At 68.6% G+C, this 12970-nt stretch carries 15 protein-coding genes and 3 tRNA genes; 10 read left to right on the forward strand and 8 right to left on the reverse strand.

Annotation, left to right across the window (positions count from 1 at the left end; all coding sequences use genetic code 11):
• Positions 1-25: 25 nt before the first annotated feature.
• The 4 genes from folP to hpt form a co-directional block, all read right to left on the reverse strand.
• Positions 26-829, reverse strand: a complete 804-nt coding sequence (gene folP / locus CQ042_RS05295) for a dihydropteroate synthase (RefSeq protein WP_105669429.1) — start codon at positions 827-829, stop codon at positions 26-28.
• Positions 826-1455 carry a GTP cyclohydrolase I gene (gene folE, locus CQ042_RS05300; protein ID WP_105669430.1) on the reverse strand — a complete coding sequence of 210 codons (630 nt, stop codon included), beginning with the start codon at positions 1453-1455 and terminating at the stop codon, positions 826-828. Before folE ends, folP begins: the two co-directional genes overlap by 4 nt.
• 1 nt (position 1456) lies before the next feature.
• On the reverse strand, positions 1457-3457 hold the full coding sequence (gene ftsH, locus CQ042_RS05305; RefSeq protein ID WP_105669431.1) for an ATP-dependent zinc metalloprotease FtsH: 2001 nt from the start codon (positions 3455-3457) through the stop codon (positions 1457-1459).
• Between the two features lie 91 nt (positions 3458-3548).
• Positions 3549-4100, reverse strand: a complete 552-nt coding sequence (hpt, locus tag CQ042_RS05310; protein ID WP_105669432.1) for a hypoxanthine phosphoribosyltransferase — start codon at positions 4098-4100, stop codon at positions 3549-3551.
• A gap of 133 nt (positions 4101-4233) precedes the next feature.
• On the opposite strand from hpt, the gene CQ042_RS05315 reads away from it, so the two are divergent.
• Entirely contained in the window at positions 4234-4830 is a 597-nt protein-coding gene (locus tag CQ042_RS05315) for a DUF937 domain-containing protein (protein WP_105669433.1), read from the forward strand.
• A 70-nt stretch (positions 4831-4900) separates the two neighbouring features.
• Here CQ042_RS05315 and tilS read toward each other — a convergent pair whose 3' ends face one another.
• Positions 4901-5902 (reverse strand): tRNA lysidine(34) synthetase TilS, encoded by a 1002-nt coding sequence (tilS, locus tag CQ042_RS05320; protein ID WP_105669434.1) that lies wholly within the window; start codon positions 5900-5902, stop codon positions 4901-4903.
• An 80-nt stretch (positions 5903-5982) separates the two neighbouring features.
• Between tilS and CQ042_RS05325 the strand changes: the two genes are divergently transcribed.
• Positions 5983-6648, forward strand: a complete 666-nt coding sequence (locus CQ042_RS05325) for a TMEM175 family protein (protein ID WP_105669435.1) — start codon at positions 5983-5985, stop codon at positions 6646-6648.
• 94 nt (positions 6649-6742) lie between these two features.
• Positions 6743-7234, forward strand: coding sequence for an inorganic diphosphatase (locus CQ042_RS05330; RefSeq protein ID WP_105669436.1), 492 nt, complete (start codon positions 6743-6745; stop codon positions 7232-7234).
• 79 nt (positions 7235-7313) lie between these two features.
• On the opposite strand, the gene CQ042_RS05335 is transcribed toward CQ042_RS05330, so the two are convergent.
• A complete protein-coding gene (locus CQ042_RS05335; RefSeq protein WP_105669437.1) occupies positions 7314-8699 on the reverse strand; it encodes a M23 family metallopeptidase in 1386 nt (461 codons plus the stop codon).
• Between the two features lie 210 nt (positions 8700-8909).
• Here CQ042_RS05335 and CQ042_RS05340 point away from each other — a divergent pair.
• From CQ042_RS05340 to CQ042_RS05360, 5 genes are all read left to right on the forward strand, one after another.
• Positions 8910-8982, forward strand: a tRNA-Glu gene (locus CQ042_RS05340).
• A gap of 29 nt (positions 8983-9011) precedes the next feature.
• A tRNA-Asp gene (locus tag CQ042_RS05345) sits at positions 9012-9085 on the forward strand.
• Between the two features lie 69 nt (positions 9086-9154).
• Positions 9155-9227 (forward strand) — tRNA-Phe (locus tag CQ042_RS05350).
• A gap of 279 nt (positions 9228-9506) precedes the next feature.
• Positions 9507-10301 carry an alpha/beta hydrolase gene (locus tag CQ042_RS05355; RefSeq protein ID WP_105669438.1) on the forward strand — a complete coding sequence of 265 codons (795 nt, stop codon included), beginning with the start codon at positions 9507-9509 and terminating at the stop codon, positions 10299-10301.
• Positions 10302-10436: 135 nt separating this feature from the next.
• Positions 10437-10754, forward strand: coding sequence for a hypothetical protein (locus CQ042_RS05360; RefSeq protein WP_105669439.1), 318 nt, complete (start codon positions 10437-10439; stop codon positions 10752-10754).
• 5 nt (positions 10755-10759) lie between these two features.
• Here the strand turns inward: CQ042_RS05360 and CQ042_RS05365 are convergent, their stop codons facing one another.
• Both CQ042_RS05365 and CQ042_RS05370 read right to left on the reverse strand, forming a co-directional pair.
• Positions 10760-11605 carry a transposase gene (locus CQ042_RS05365; RefSeq protein WP_105669440.1) on the reverse strand — a complete coding sequence of 282 codons (846 nt, stop codon included), beginning with the start codon at positions 11603-11605 and terminating at the stop codon, positions 10760-10762.
• Between the two features lie 61 nt (positions 11606-11666).
• Entirely contained in the window at positions 11667-11945 is a 279-nt protein-coding gene (locus CQ042_RS05370) for a hypothetical protein (protein ID WP_105669610.1), read from the reverse strand.
• Positions 11946-12073: 128 nt separating this feature from the next.
• Between CQ042_RS05370 and CQ042_RS05375 the strand changes: the two genes are divergently transcribed.
• Together CQ042_RS05375 and CQ042_RS05380 are read left to right on the forward strand one after the other, a co-directional pair.
• Positions 12074-12379 carry a hypothetical protein gene (locus CQ042_RS05375; protein WP_105669441.1) on the forward strand — a complete coding sequence of 102 codons (306 nt, stop codon included), beginning with the start codon at positions 12074-12076 and terminating at the stop codon, positions 12377-12379.
• A gap of 52 nt (positions 12380-12431) precedes the next feature.
• Positions 12432-12956, forward strand: coding sequence for a hypothetical protein (locus CQ042_RS05380; protein ID WP_258132044.1), 525 nt, complete (start codon positions 12432-12434; stop codon positions 12954-12956).
• Positions 12957-12970: the final 14 nt, after the last annotated feature.

Raw genomic sequence — 12970 nt, forward strand, 5'->3', positions numbered from 1 at the left:
CGTACGGGGGTCGCCCCGCCGCCCCTCAGCCTTCCCAGGCGTGCGCGATCGCGAGCGCGTCGCGCGTCGCGGCCACATCGTGCACCCGCACCGCCCAGACGCCGGCCCTGGCGGCGAGAGCGCTGGTCACCGCGGTCGCGAGGTCGCGCCGAGCCTCGGAGACCTCGATGTCGGATTCCTGGCGCAGTCGCTCCGCCAGGAATCGTTTGCGCGAGGTGCCGACGAGCACCCGTGGACCGAGCGCGACGATCTCGTCGAGTCCGCGCAGCACGTCCCAGTTCTGCGTACCGGTCTTCGCGAAGCCGATGCCCGGATCGACGATCAGCCGTGACGGGGCGATTCCGGAGGAGGCCGCCTCGCTGATGCGCTCCTGCAGCTCTCCCGCGACTTCCCGCGCCACGCGACGGTACTCGGCGTTCGCATACATGTCGTCGGAGAAGCCGCGCCAGTGGCCGATCGCGAAATCCGCACCGGACTCCGCGACAGCCGCGCGCATCTCCGGATCGGCGAGGCCTCCGGAGACGTCGTTCACGATCCTGGCGCCCGCACGCACGGCCGCGACCGCCGTCTCGGCGCTGAGCGTGTCGATGCTGACGGGCACGCCTGCCGCCGTGAGCTGTTCGATCACGGGGATCACCCGCTGCTGCTCGACGTCAGCACCGACGCGCTCCGCGCCGGGCCGGGTCGACTCGCCGCCGACGTCGAGCACCGCTGCACCTTCCGCTCGCAGCCGCAGACCGTGGGCGACCGCCCTGTCGACGTCGAGGTAGCGTCCGCCGTCGCTGAACGAATCGGGGGTGACGTTGACGATCCCCCAGATGCCGGTCATCGGCGCGCCGTCCCCGAGTCCATGCCGGAGGCAGCCGGACTCGCTGAGGCGCCGATCAAGGTGATGAGCTCCGTCCTGGCGACGGCGTCGGTGTACTCCCCGCGCGCCGCGATCGTGAGTGTCGAGGCCTCGGGCTGCCGCCCGCCGCGCATCGTGACGCAGCCGTGGCTCGCGTCGAGCACGACGAGCACCCCTCGGGTGTCGAGATGCTCCGCGATCGTGTCGGCGATCTGCTCACCGAGGCGCTCCTGCACCTGCGGGCGCGCGGCGAGGATCTCGACGACGCGCACCAGCGCCCCGAGCCCGACGACCTGCTCCCCCGGGAGATAGGCGATGTGGGCATGACCCGCGAACGGGAGCAGATGATGCTCGCACACGGAGCGGAAGCGGATGTCACGCAACAGCACCGCACCCGAGGGCAGGGTGTCCGGAGCCGGTCCCCGCGACACGCTGATGGTGCGGGCGAGCGGTTCCGCGGCATCCTCGCCGACTCCGGAGAAGAACTCGGAGTACAGCTCGGCCATACGCGCCGGGGTCTGCTTCAGTCCCGGTCGATCCGGATCCTCGCCGATCGCCTCGAGCAGCTCCCGATTGAGTCGCTCGACACGCTGCCTGTCGACGGTCACGTCACGCCGTCGCGGGTCGCGGGTTCCCGGCTCCCGCCGATCCCTGCTGGGTGCGCGCCGCAGTGGTCGGAGCCTCGACGGATGCCGCCAGCGAGACGTCCTTCTTCGGCACCTCGATCGGAGGCCGCTCCGACACCGGACGGTCTTCGCTCGACAGCCACAGCGGGCGCTCCGGAAGCTTCTTCACCTCGGTGAAGATCTCCGCGATCTGGTTGTGGTCGAGGGTCTCCTCCTCGAGCAGCGCCAGAGCCAGCTTGTCGAGGATGTCGCGGTTCGCGCTGATGACCTCGTACGCCTCGTTGTGCGCCTGCTCGATGAGCGCCCGCACTTCGGCGTCGACGCGCTCGGCGACCCGCTCGGAGTACTCGCGGCCACGGCCCATGTCGCGGCCGGCGAACGGCTCGCCGCCCTCGCTGCCGAGCTTGACCGGTCCGACCTGTGTGGTCATGCCGTATTCGAGCACCATCTTGCGGGCGATCGAGGTCGCCTTCTCGATGTCGTTCGAGGCCCCGGTGGTCGGGTCGTGGAAGATGATCTCCTCGGCGACACGGCCGCCCATGGCGTAGGTCAGCTGGTCCTGGAGTTCGTTGCGGGTGACCGAGTACTTGTCGTCCAGCGGCAGGACCATCGTGTAACCGAGTGCCTTGCCGCGCGGCAGGATCGTGATCTTGGTGACCGGGTCGGTGTAGTTCATCGCCGCCGCCGCGAGCGCGTGTCCGCCCTCGTGGTACGCCGTGATGAGCTTCTCCTTGTCGCGCATCACGCGGGTGCGGCGCTGCGGACCGGCGATCACGCGGTCGATGGCCTCGTCGAGGGCGCGGTTGTCGACCAGCTGCGCGTTCGACCGCGCGGTGAGGAGAGCGGCCTCGTTGAGCACGTTCGCCAGATCGGCACCGGTGAAACCGGGGGTCTTGCGGGCGACGACCTCGAGGTCGACGCTCTTCGCGAGCGGCTTGCCCTTGCTGTGCACCTCGAGGATCTTCTGGCGGCCCTTGAGGTCGGGGGCGTCGACGCCGATCTGACGGTCGAAACGACCGGGGCGCAGGAGCGCGGGGTCGAGGATGTCGGGGCGGTTGGTCGCCGCGATCACGATCACGTTCGCGTTCGGGTCGAAGCCGTCCATCTCGACCAGCATCTGGTTGAGGGTCTGCTCGCGCTCGTCGTTTCCGCCGCCCATGCCGGCACCGCGGTGGCGTCCGACGGCGTCGATCTCGTCGATGAAGATGATGGCCGGTGCGTTCTCCTTGGCCTGGCCGAAGAGGTCGCGCACGCGGGAGGCACCGACACCGACGAACATCTCGACGAAGTCGGATCCGGAGATCGAGTAGAAGGGGGCACCGGCCTCGCCGGCGACCGCACGGGCGAGGAGCGTCTTTCCGGTCCCGGGAGGGCCGTACAGGAGCACGCCCTTCGGGATGCGGGCGCCGATCGCCTGGAACTTCGCGGGGTCCTGCAGGAACTCCTTGATCTCGTGGAGTTCTTCGATGGCCTCATCGGCACCCGCGACATCGGCGAAGGTGACGGTCGGTGTCTCCTTGCTGACGAGCTTGGCCTTGGACTTGCCGAACTGCATGACCTTGCCGCCGCCGCCCTGCATGGACGACAGGAGCCACCAGAACAGCAGGCCCAGCAGCACGAGCGGGAGGAGGAGCGAGAGGAAGCCGTCGAACCACGTCGCACGCGGGACGGCGTCGTTGAAGCCGTCCTTGGGAGCGGCCTCGTTGATCGCGCTGACCACCTCGTCGGCGCGGGCGTCGACGTAGTAGAACTGCACGTTCTCCGAGCCCTCGAACGGCTTCGAGAGCGTCATGTCGACGCGCTGATCGCCGTCGGTGTTCACGACCTCGGTGACCGTCTCGCCGGAGAGGAGCTTCAGCCCCTCCTGAGTCGTGATCTGCTTGGGCGCACCCAGATTCGAGATCAGCAGGAAACCGCCGAAGAGCAGCACGCCGATCAGCGCGACGTAGATCAGCGGATTCCGGGTGAGCTTCTTCACATCCATGATCGGATCAGCGTATCGCGCGCGCCCTAGGGGGTCGCTGTGCGTTCACCCACGGCGTACCGCTCGACGGGCTCAGGGCCGCCGACGAGCGTCAGGAGTAGACGTGCGGGGCGAGCACAGCGACGTCGCGCAGGTTGCGGTAGCGCTCGTCGTAGTCGAGGCCGTATCCGACGACGAAGTCGGTGGGGATGTCGAAGCCGACGTACTTGCAGTCGATCACGACCTTCGCGGCTTCCGGCTTGCGCAACAGCGCCAGCACCTCGATCGACTCCGCTCCCCTCGATCCGAAGTTCTCGAGCAGCCAGCTGAGGGTCAGGCCCGAGTCGATGATGTCCTCGACGATCAGCACGTGCTTGCCGTTGAGGTCGGTGTCGAGGTCTTTGCGGATCTGCACGACACCGCTCGACTTCGTGCTCGCGCCGTAGCTCGACACGGCCATCCAGTCCATCGGAGCGTGGAACGGCAGGGCGCGCGCGAAGTCGGCCATGACCATGACGGCCCCCTTGAGGACGCCGACGAGGACCAGATCCTTACCGGCGTAGTCGTCGGCGACCTGCGCCGCGAGCTGGTCGAGCTTGGCGAGGATCTCCTCCTCTGTGACGAGGATCTGTGCAAGGTCGTCCTGGATCTCCGCGGCGCGCATGGATCGATTTTAGGTGACGTGATCGGATGGTCGGTCACAAGTTCGTCGATCGGGAAGGCATCTCCCCAACCCGAGGCTTCCGCACTACTGTGAGCGGTGACACGGGCGGACGCCCCGGACGGAAGGATTCACCATGGCTCTTGACGACATCCTCGCGCAGGTTCCGATCGACGACATCGCCGAGAAGCTCGGCGTCTCCCGGGACGAGGCCAGAGTCGCTGTCGAGCAGGGCGGCGCCGTGCTGCTGGGCGGCCTCGCGAAGAATGCCGAGACCGACGAGGGCTCCGCGGCGATCCAGAACGCGCTGAAGAAGCACGAGGGCGCGTCCGGCGCGGCGAAGGTCGACGACATCGATCAGGCCGACGGCGACAAGATCGTCGCGCACATCCTCGGCTCGAAGAAGACGGAGGTCACGAAGGAGCTCACGGAGTCGAAGGCGACCCCGGGCATCGACTTCGGCAAGCTCCTCCCGATCCTCGCTCCCATCGTGATGGGTCTGATCGCGAACGCGAACAAGGACAAGACCGCGAAGACGGATGCCGGCGCGGAGAGCTCCGGCGGCATCGGCGACCTCATCGGGGGCCTCCTCGGCGGGGGGAGCGGCAGCGGGTCCGGCGGCGGCATCGGAGATGTGATCGGCGGACTGCTCGGCGGCGGCAAGACTGGCGGATCCGGCGGCGGTATCGACCTCGGAGGCATCCTCGGCGGCCTCTTCGGCGGGAAGAAGTAAGAGGGCCGAGCACCTGGCCGGCATCCGGTCGTCGAGCGAGGACGCCGGAGGCGACCGAGGTGAAACGCTCTCAGCGACCGGATGCCGAGAAGACGATGCGGCCGCCCGCGCGCGCGGCCGAGCATTCGGGCAGATCGATCGGCCCCTGACCACGCCAATCGGTGACCAGGCGGGCGACCTCCGTCGTCTGCGTCCGCGTGAGACTCACGCCGAACTCGCTGTCGACGACGAGACGGATGATCCGGTTGCGCAGCGCCGCGGGGTTCGCGGCGAGCGCGGCGACGCTGACGGAGATCCCGGCCTCCGCGTGCTCGACGATGTCCTCGATCGTCTCGTGGATCATCTCGTCGAAGGCCTCGGCATCCTCGCGGAGCTGCTCGGCGGTGCGGACGAGGGCCTCGGCGATCCCGGGCCCGAGTTCCGCCTCGAGAACCGGAAGCACTCGCTCGCGCACCCGAACCCTGGCGAAGCGGCCGTCGAGGTTGTGCGGGTCGTTCCACGGCGTCAGGTCGGAGGCGGCGCAGAACGCGCGCGTCGTCTCCCGGCGCACCCCGAGCAGCGGGCGGATCCATCGGAGTCCGTCCTCGTCTTCCCGCGACGGAGCCATGCCCTGCAGGCTGGTCGCGCCGGAACCCCGGGCGAGACCCAACAACACGGTCTCGGCCTGATCGTCGAGGGTGTGACCGAGGAACACGGCAGATGCTCGCTCCCCCCGCGCGATACCCGCGAGGGCGGTGTAGCGGGCGTCACGAGCAGCTGCCTCGGTCCCGGTGCCGGATGCTCTGTCGACCTCGACGCGGGTCTGCAGTGCGTCATCGACACCGAGTCCCTCTGCCGCGACCGCCGCCGTGCTCGCGACGTGAGCCGACCCGTCCTGCAGCCCGTGGTCGACGGTCGCGCTGAGCACCCGGATGCTGCGGCTGCGCGCTTCGAAGGTCGTGGCGGCGGTCAGCGCGAGCGAGTCCGCGCCCCCGGAGAGCGCGACGATCACCGTCGATCCCTCGGGGAGGTCGGCGAGCGCGGTGCGCACGGCGAGGCGGATCTCGGCGATGGCGGGAGACAGGGAGGGCACGGTTCCACGGTAGGGCACGGCCTTGCTCCCCGCGCCCCGAGACCTTCAGCTGACGCGCATGCAGGGTCTATCCTGACGCCGTGACCGATGCTCCGCGCGCGACGCCGTTTCGGACCGAACGCTTCAAGGCGTTCGTCGACGCGGTCGTCGCGATCGCCATGACGCTGCTCATCCTGCCGCTGATGGAGTCCGTCTCCGAGGCGGCATCGGGACACATGAGCACGGCCGAGTTCCTGGATGAGCATTCGGGTCAGTTGCTCAGCTTCGGCCTGAGCTTCCTCCTCATCGCGACGTTCTGGATGGGGCACCATCGCCAGTACCGCGACGTGGAGTTCGTCACCGGACCCCTGCTGTGGATCAACATCGCGTGGATGGCGACGATCGTCTGGCTGCCTGTTCCCACCGCCATGATCGGGCAGATGGACACCGACCCGCTGCAGGCGGTCGTCTACATCGGCACGCTGATCATGACCCAGGTCACCACCCTCGCCGGCTGGCTCTATCTCGCGCGGCATCGCGAACTCGGCACGGTGTCGACCGAGACCATCCGCCTGGGGGCGATCGGTGACCTCGCCGCGATCATCCTGTTCTCCGCGGCGCTGGCGATCGCGGTCGCCGCCTCTCCGGACGGATATGCCGGACTCTTCCTGTTGCTCCTGAGCGACCCGACGAGCCGCCTGCTGAATCGCCTCTTCCGCCGGCATCACGACGCAGCGCCTGCGCCGGAGGTGGAGACCGGCACGTGAGCAGGCGGACGCGGACGGGCGCGGACGGGCGCACGAGAGCCGCGGGTAGGCTAGTCCGCGGCATCCAACCGAACTTTTCCTGAGGAGCACACGCATGGGCGCACACGACGCCGTCATCGAGATCCCGCGCGGCAGCCGCGTGAAGTACGAGGTCGACCACGAGACCGGGCGAGTGCACCTCGACCGTGTTCTCTACACGACCTTCGGCTACCCGGCCGACTACGGCTACTTCGACAACACGCTCGGCGAGGACGGCGACCCGCTCGACGTGCTCGTGCTGCTGGACCACGCCATCTACCCGGGCGTCGTCGTCGAGGTCCGTCCCGTCGCCGTGCTGAAGATGAGCGATGAGGCCGGCGGCGACGACAAGCTCGTCGCCGTGCTGTCGAAGGACCCGCGCTGGGCGCACATCCAGGACATCGAAGACATCGCGGAGTACACGAAGAAGGAGATCTCGCACTTCTTCGAGCACTACAAGGACCTCGAGCCCAACAAATGGGTCAAGGTCGACGAGTGGGGCAACGCCGCCGAGGCGCAGCGCATCCTCGACGAAGCCATCGTCCGCTTCGGCGAGCAGGGGCACTGACCTCGGGCTCACCGACACGAACGACGAAAGACCCCCGGTACCGCTCAGCGGCCGGGGGTCTTTCGTCGAGGATGAGGGATCAGGCGGAGACGCCGCGCTGCCCGAGGAAGACCACGGGGTTGACGGCCCCTCCGTTGACGTAGACCTCGAAGTGCAGGTGGCAGCCGAACGAACGTCCCGTGTTGCCCGCGTACGCGATGACCTGACCCGAGTTGACCCACTGGCCGGAGCGCACGAGGACTCCGCCGTCGCGGATGTGTGCGTATCCGGTTCCGATGCCGCCGCCGTGCTGGATGCGGATGTAGTTGCCGTAGCCGCCGTTGTACCCGGCGTAGTCGACCGTGCCCGACTGCGCCGCATAGATCGCGGATCCACAGCCGTTCGCGAAGTCGGTGCCGTAATGGAAGCTCGACGAGCAGCCCTGCGGTCCGCACTGCTGCGAACGCGGGCCGTAGCCGGAGCTCTTGCCACCGCCGTGAGGACGGCACCACCCGCCGGTACCCTGGCTTCCACCGCCGCCTCCACCGCCACCGCCTCCTCCGCCACCACCGGCAGCGGCAGCGGCAGCAGCTGCTGCCCGTTCGGCGGCTTCGCGTTCGCGACGGGCTTTCGCCTCGGCTTCGACGCCGGCCTGGTAACCGGCGACGGTCTGGGTCGTCGCGTCCTTGAGGGCAGCCAGCTGCGCCTGCATCGTGGCGAGGTTGGCGGACTGCTCGTCCAGCGCCGCTTGAGCGGCGTCCGCCGCCTGCTGTGCCGCGACCATCTTCTCTTCGGCGATCTTCTGCAGGCGATCGCGCTCGTCACGAGCGACGACCGCCTGGTCGCTGAGGGACTGCGCGGAGTTGCGGGCGGCGACGGCGTTGTCGTAGACCGACTGGTTGTACTCGAGCAGCTTGTCCATCGTGCCGAGGCGCGCGAGCAGCTCATCGGCGTTGTTGGCGGAGCCGGCGAAGAACAACTCGAGCGAGGTGTCGTCGCCGCCGTTGCGATAGAGCTGAGCGGCCACCTGGCCGGCCTTGCGTGCGGAGGCGTCGGCGACCGCCGCCTGCTCGTCGGCTTTCGCCTGCAGGGTGTCCGCTTCCGTGGCCGCGGCGAAGTACTGCTGCTGGGCCTCGTAGAACTCGTCTGCTGCCACCTTGGCCGCAGCCTGGGTCTCGGCGACCTTCTGGGTGAGGGACTGGATGAGTCCCTCGATGCGCGTGACCTCGGCGGCCTTGGCGGCCTCGTTGTTCTTCGCCCGCTGCACGTCGTCCCAGCTCGGGTACGACGCGGCGTAAGCGGCGGAGACGCCATTGGAGATGCCGAAGGCGCTGAGCGCGACGACACTCAGAACACCGATGCCGAGCGCACCGCGTCGACTGACGTTCATCTTGCCGAATGCGCGGCGTTCGGTCGGAGTGGGCGCGCAGCCGCAGTCCTCGGATGCTGCCTCAACAGCAGCATCCAGCGTGATCTTGTCGTTCACACGGCCCCTTCCGCCGGTTTCACAGTTGCCACACTAACAACAACTTTCACATCCGCACCAGAGGGATCCCGTGGTCGTCGCCGCACAGCCAACCCCTCCATGGTCCTCCGGAAACACGCCCGGGGAACGGCGCCGCGCCCTCGATTCGCGATTTGCCCGAATCATCCCTTATGCTTGAGCGTCGGCAAGGAAGTCCCCCGGGACTGACTCGGCCCCATCGTTTAGCGGCCTAGGACGCCGCCCTTTCACGGCGGTAGCACGGGTTCGAATCCCGTTGGGGTCACACCTTCCGATACAATTGAAAACAAGTATGGCCCTGTAGCGCAGTTGGTTAGCGTGCCGCCCTGTCACGGCGGAGGTCGCGGGTTCAAGTCCCGTCAGGGTCGCTCCGTGCGATGAGCTCTTTCTTCGGAGAGGGCTCTTCGTCTAGGACGCGACAGGTTCGCCGGTCGCGCGGCTCTGTAGCTCAGTTGGTAGAGCGTTCGACTGAAAATCGAAAGGTCACCGGATCGATGCCGGTCGGAGCCACACGAGTGATCGTTACAATCACTCCAGAAACCCTCGCCTAGCTTCTACATGGCGGGGGTTTTGCTTTGCCCTGGCGAGATCGCCTGGTCGCCGAGAGATACGCCGGAACGGACGTGGGAATCCTTCCGCACCCGGATCGCGTCGCTCGCACCCTCCTGGCGGCAGAACGGCATCGCCTTCCACCCCAGCCCCGAGATACCGTGGGCGGAGCTCTGACGACCGTGACGTCGTCCATCCGGAAGACCGGGCCACGCCCGTCACCATCTCGAAAGGCTCCCCATGCGCAGTGAGATCGTCACCCTCGACGCCGAGAGAGGCGTCACCCTCACGACATTCATCCAGCCCGTGGACGGAGAGTTCGACGGCGTCACCGCACGCCCGGCCGTCCTCATCCTGCCGGGTGGTGGCTACCACTACTGCAGCGACCGCGAGGCGGATCCCGTCGCGTTCCCGTACCTCGCCGCCGGATACCAGGCGTTCGTGCTCCGCTACTCCGTCGGTGATCACAGCGCCTGGCCACGCCCCCTGGACGACTACGAGCAGGCCATGAGCCTCATCGCCGCGAACGCCGACAGCTGGCACCTCGATCCGGAGAAGGTCGCGGTCATCGGGTTCTCGGCGGGTGGACACCTCGCCGCCGTCGCCGCCACGATGTCAGCGCATCGCCCGGCGGCGGCCGTGCTCGGTTATCCCGTGATCCTTCCGTCCGACGCCGACGCGTGCCAGCTCGGCATGCCCTACCCGGCTGAGCACGTCGGAGAGGGGACGCCCCCGTGCTTCCTGTTCCATGCGCGCGACGACACCACCACCGTGGTGCAGAACACGCTCACCTTCGCCACCGCGCTGGGGGATGCGGGCGTCCCGTTCGAGGCGCACGTGTACGCCTACGGATCGCACGGATTCGCCACCGGCGCCGCGCATCTCAACGCGCGCCTTCTGCCCGCCCGGGCCCGCAACTGGGTGCAGGACAGCATCGCCTGGCTCGACGACATGCTCGGTCCGCTCACCGCCTCCGGTGTCGGCGAACCTCTCTCCGCGCCGAGTCGAGTCGCTCTCGGCGCGACGAGACGATAGCCCGCACGTCTCACGACACGGCCGCGCCCGTAGAGGACGAAGCGCGGAATTCCTCCGGCGACGGATCCTGTGACGGGCCTTCGGGCCCTTCGGAAGGTCTCCCCGCCTCGGCGCGGCCGTTAGGCTTCGAGCATCATGGACGACGAGCATCAGCCCACGCGCCGGATCGAACTCACGATGCACAGGCCGCGGCTCGCGCTCTACGTGGGGATCAAGCCGACACTCGTCATCGGCGGACGCGGGCAACCGACGCAATGGGGCCCGGGCACGTGGCAGGTTCCATCCGACCGGACGGCGACCATCGGCGTGTATCTGTTCACTCGCGTGTGGCGCTTCGGACAGGCCGAGATCGCCCTCGCACCGGAGGATGACGGTGTTCTGGAGTACCGAGCGCCGACGCTGCCGTTCCTCCGCGGCCGCCTCGTCCACCGCTCAGCCGCGAGTGGCGCCTGACGTCGTCACAGCGCCTCCAACGCCTTCCGCGCCAGGTCCACGGCCTTCGCCGCGCCATCCGCACGCGTGACCGCCGCAGCCCGGCTCTGCTCCGCACCGGGGAGGTCCTGCTCCACCCCGGACGCGTCGGCGCGGACCCGTGTGAGCTGGGCCTCGAGCTCTGCCGCCCGCTCGGCCAGCTCCTTCGCACGGGTGCGCAGCGTCTGCAGCGCCGCATCACGCGCCGTGAGGTCGCGCTCGGCCGATGCCTGCTCCTTCTCGGCAGCCGCGACCTCGCGCTCGGCGTCACGACGCGCCCGGCGCGCCTTCAACTCATCCGGCGGCCGCGGCGACTCGGGTTCCAGCGCCGGGATGTCGCCGGCCACGGCGTCGCGGATGTCGCTCGTCGTGGCCGAGGGGGCGAGCGCCCGCGACAGCCGACCCGAGGCCACGGCTCCCGCCGCGGCCGGGTCGTAGAAGGCCGCGGAAATGCTCTGCTCGACGGCGTCGAGCGTCGCCGGGGTGACGCGTTCACCGCGCGAGCCGGCCAGCTCCGCGGCGGTCTCGGCGAGTCGACGGGTGAGGGCCCGACGCTCCCGGCCGAGCTTCGCCAGTGCGGGAGCATCCAGATCGTCCTGCGCCTCCCGCAGTTCGCGTGCCAACTGCAGCGCCTCGCCCAGCTGTGCCGCGCGCTCCGACGCGAAGACGTTCACCACCCACGCGGCGATCGACGGTTTTCGCAGACCGAGGATGCGGGACGCGAGGTCGGCGTCGCCCGCATCCTCCGCGCGGGCTTTGCGCGACGACACGAACGCCTCGGGAGGCCCGGCGTACAGTGCGGCCGCGATCTCCTCGAACGTGGGGTCGGCCATGCGCCAACGATACGCCGCCGCCGCGCTGTACGAAGCGGCGGTTCGGCGCACGAGCGAGCGATCACACCAAGTCGAAATCACCGCCGTAGTGGGCGGCATCATGACCGGTGCCGCCCACGCCCACGTCGACGTCGACGCTCTCGAGTGAGATCACGACGTGGGTGGACGCGGAGACGAGAATGCTCACCGAGTCGTCGCCCACCACGTCGAACTCGACGAACGCGCCGCCGGCACGCAATGCCTCCACGATCCGATGCTTGAGGTCTGCGACATCCTGCCCCGGAGCCAGGAAGAACCCGACTTCATCGACCACCATCCGGGTGCGTGCGATCGTCTGCATCTCGCCCTCCAATCGTCCTCGTGCACGGCCGCGATCCAGCGACGGTAACGCCGGGCCGGGGTTGCACAGAAGGGGATTGCGTGAGCGCCCGAGAAGAGGCAGAGGTACGGCACGGTGTACCGTGCAGTATGGGCAGACTGCGCTACGACGGGACCTCGGATCCCATCCTCATCGAAGACGTGACGCTGGCGCACCTGAAGATCGTGATCGCGACGAAGCTGCGACGCCAGGAGAGCTTCATGATGACGTGGCGGCCCGTCAACAGCGGTGAGGATCAGCGCGCGACCGTCTGGATCCACCCCGCCATCCCGCTCCAGTTCGGGTTCGACAGCGCCGAGAATCCGCCGGTCGACGCCCGGGTGATCGCCGAGATGATGCAGGCACTCAATGCATCGGGCGAGCTGATCCTGGACCACCTGATCACGCTGCGCTGACGCCGCCCGCCGAACGTCCGGCGCCGGCACCGGATCCCACTACGCTGTGGCCGTGGACATCCTCCTCTATATCCTCCTCGGCCTGCTGATCCTCGCACTCATCATCGGCGGCCCCGTGCTCAAGAGCCGCCTGAACCGGGGAGCCTCCCGCGCCGGCGACGAGGCCGGAAAGAAGTTCGTCGCGGGGCAGCTGGTCAAGACGCTCGGGGAGTTCGGCACCACGCTGGTCATCCACGCCCCGGAGCCCCTCGCCCGCGAGATCGCCGCCGCGGCGATGGCGAACAAGCGGAAGGAGTACGTCATCCGCAGCGACGGCGGCTACGGCATCCGATTCCTCGAGCCGGATGACACGATCGTGCGACTCGTCGCCGATCCGGACGGGACGCGGATGCAGGTGGAGACGTTCCGCGAATACATGGGCGTTCCGCAGACGGCGCCGCTGTGGAAGGAGCTGCGTTCTCGGGTGGCATCGGCCGCGGAAGCCCGCGACGTCCCGGTCGCGGAGGGCGCACCCGCCGAGTATCTCCGCGGCGCGCTCGTCGACGACAGGAACGCCCGGTGGGAGCGGGACGCCTGAGCGTCGACGCGGCT

This window comes from Microbacterium sp. MYb62, assembly GCF_002979475.1.
Taxonomy (GTDB): domain Bacteria; phylum Actinomycetota; class Actinomycetes; order Actinomycetales; family Microbacteriaceae; genus Microbacterium.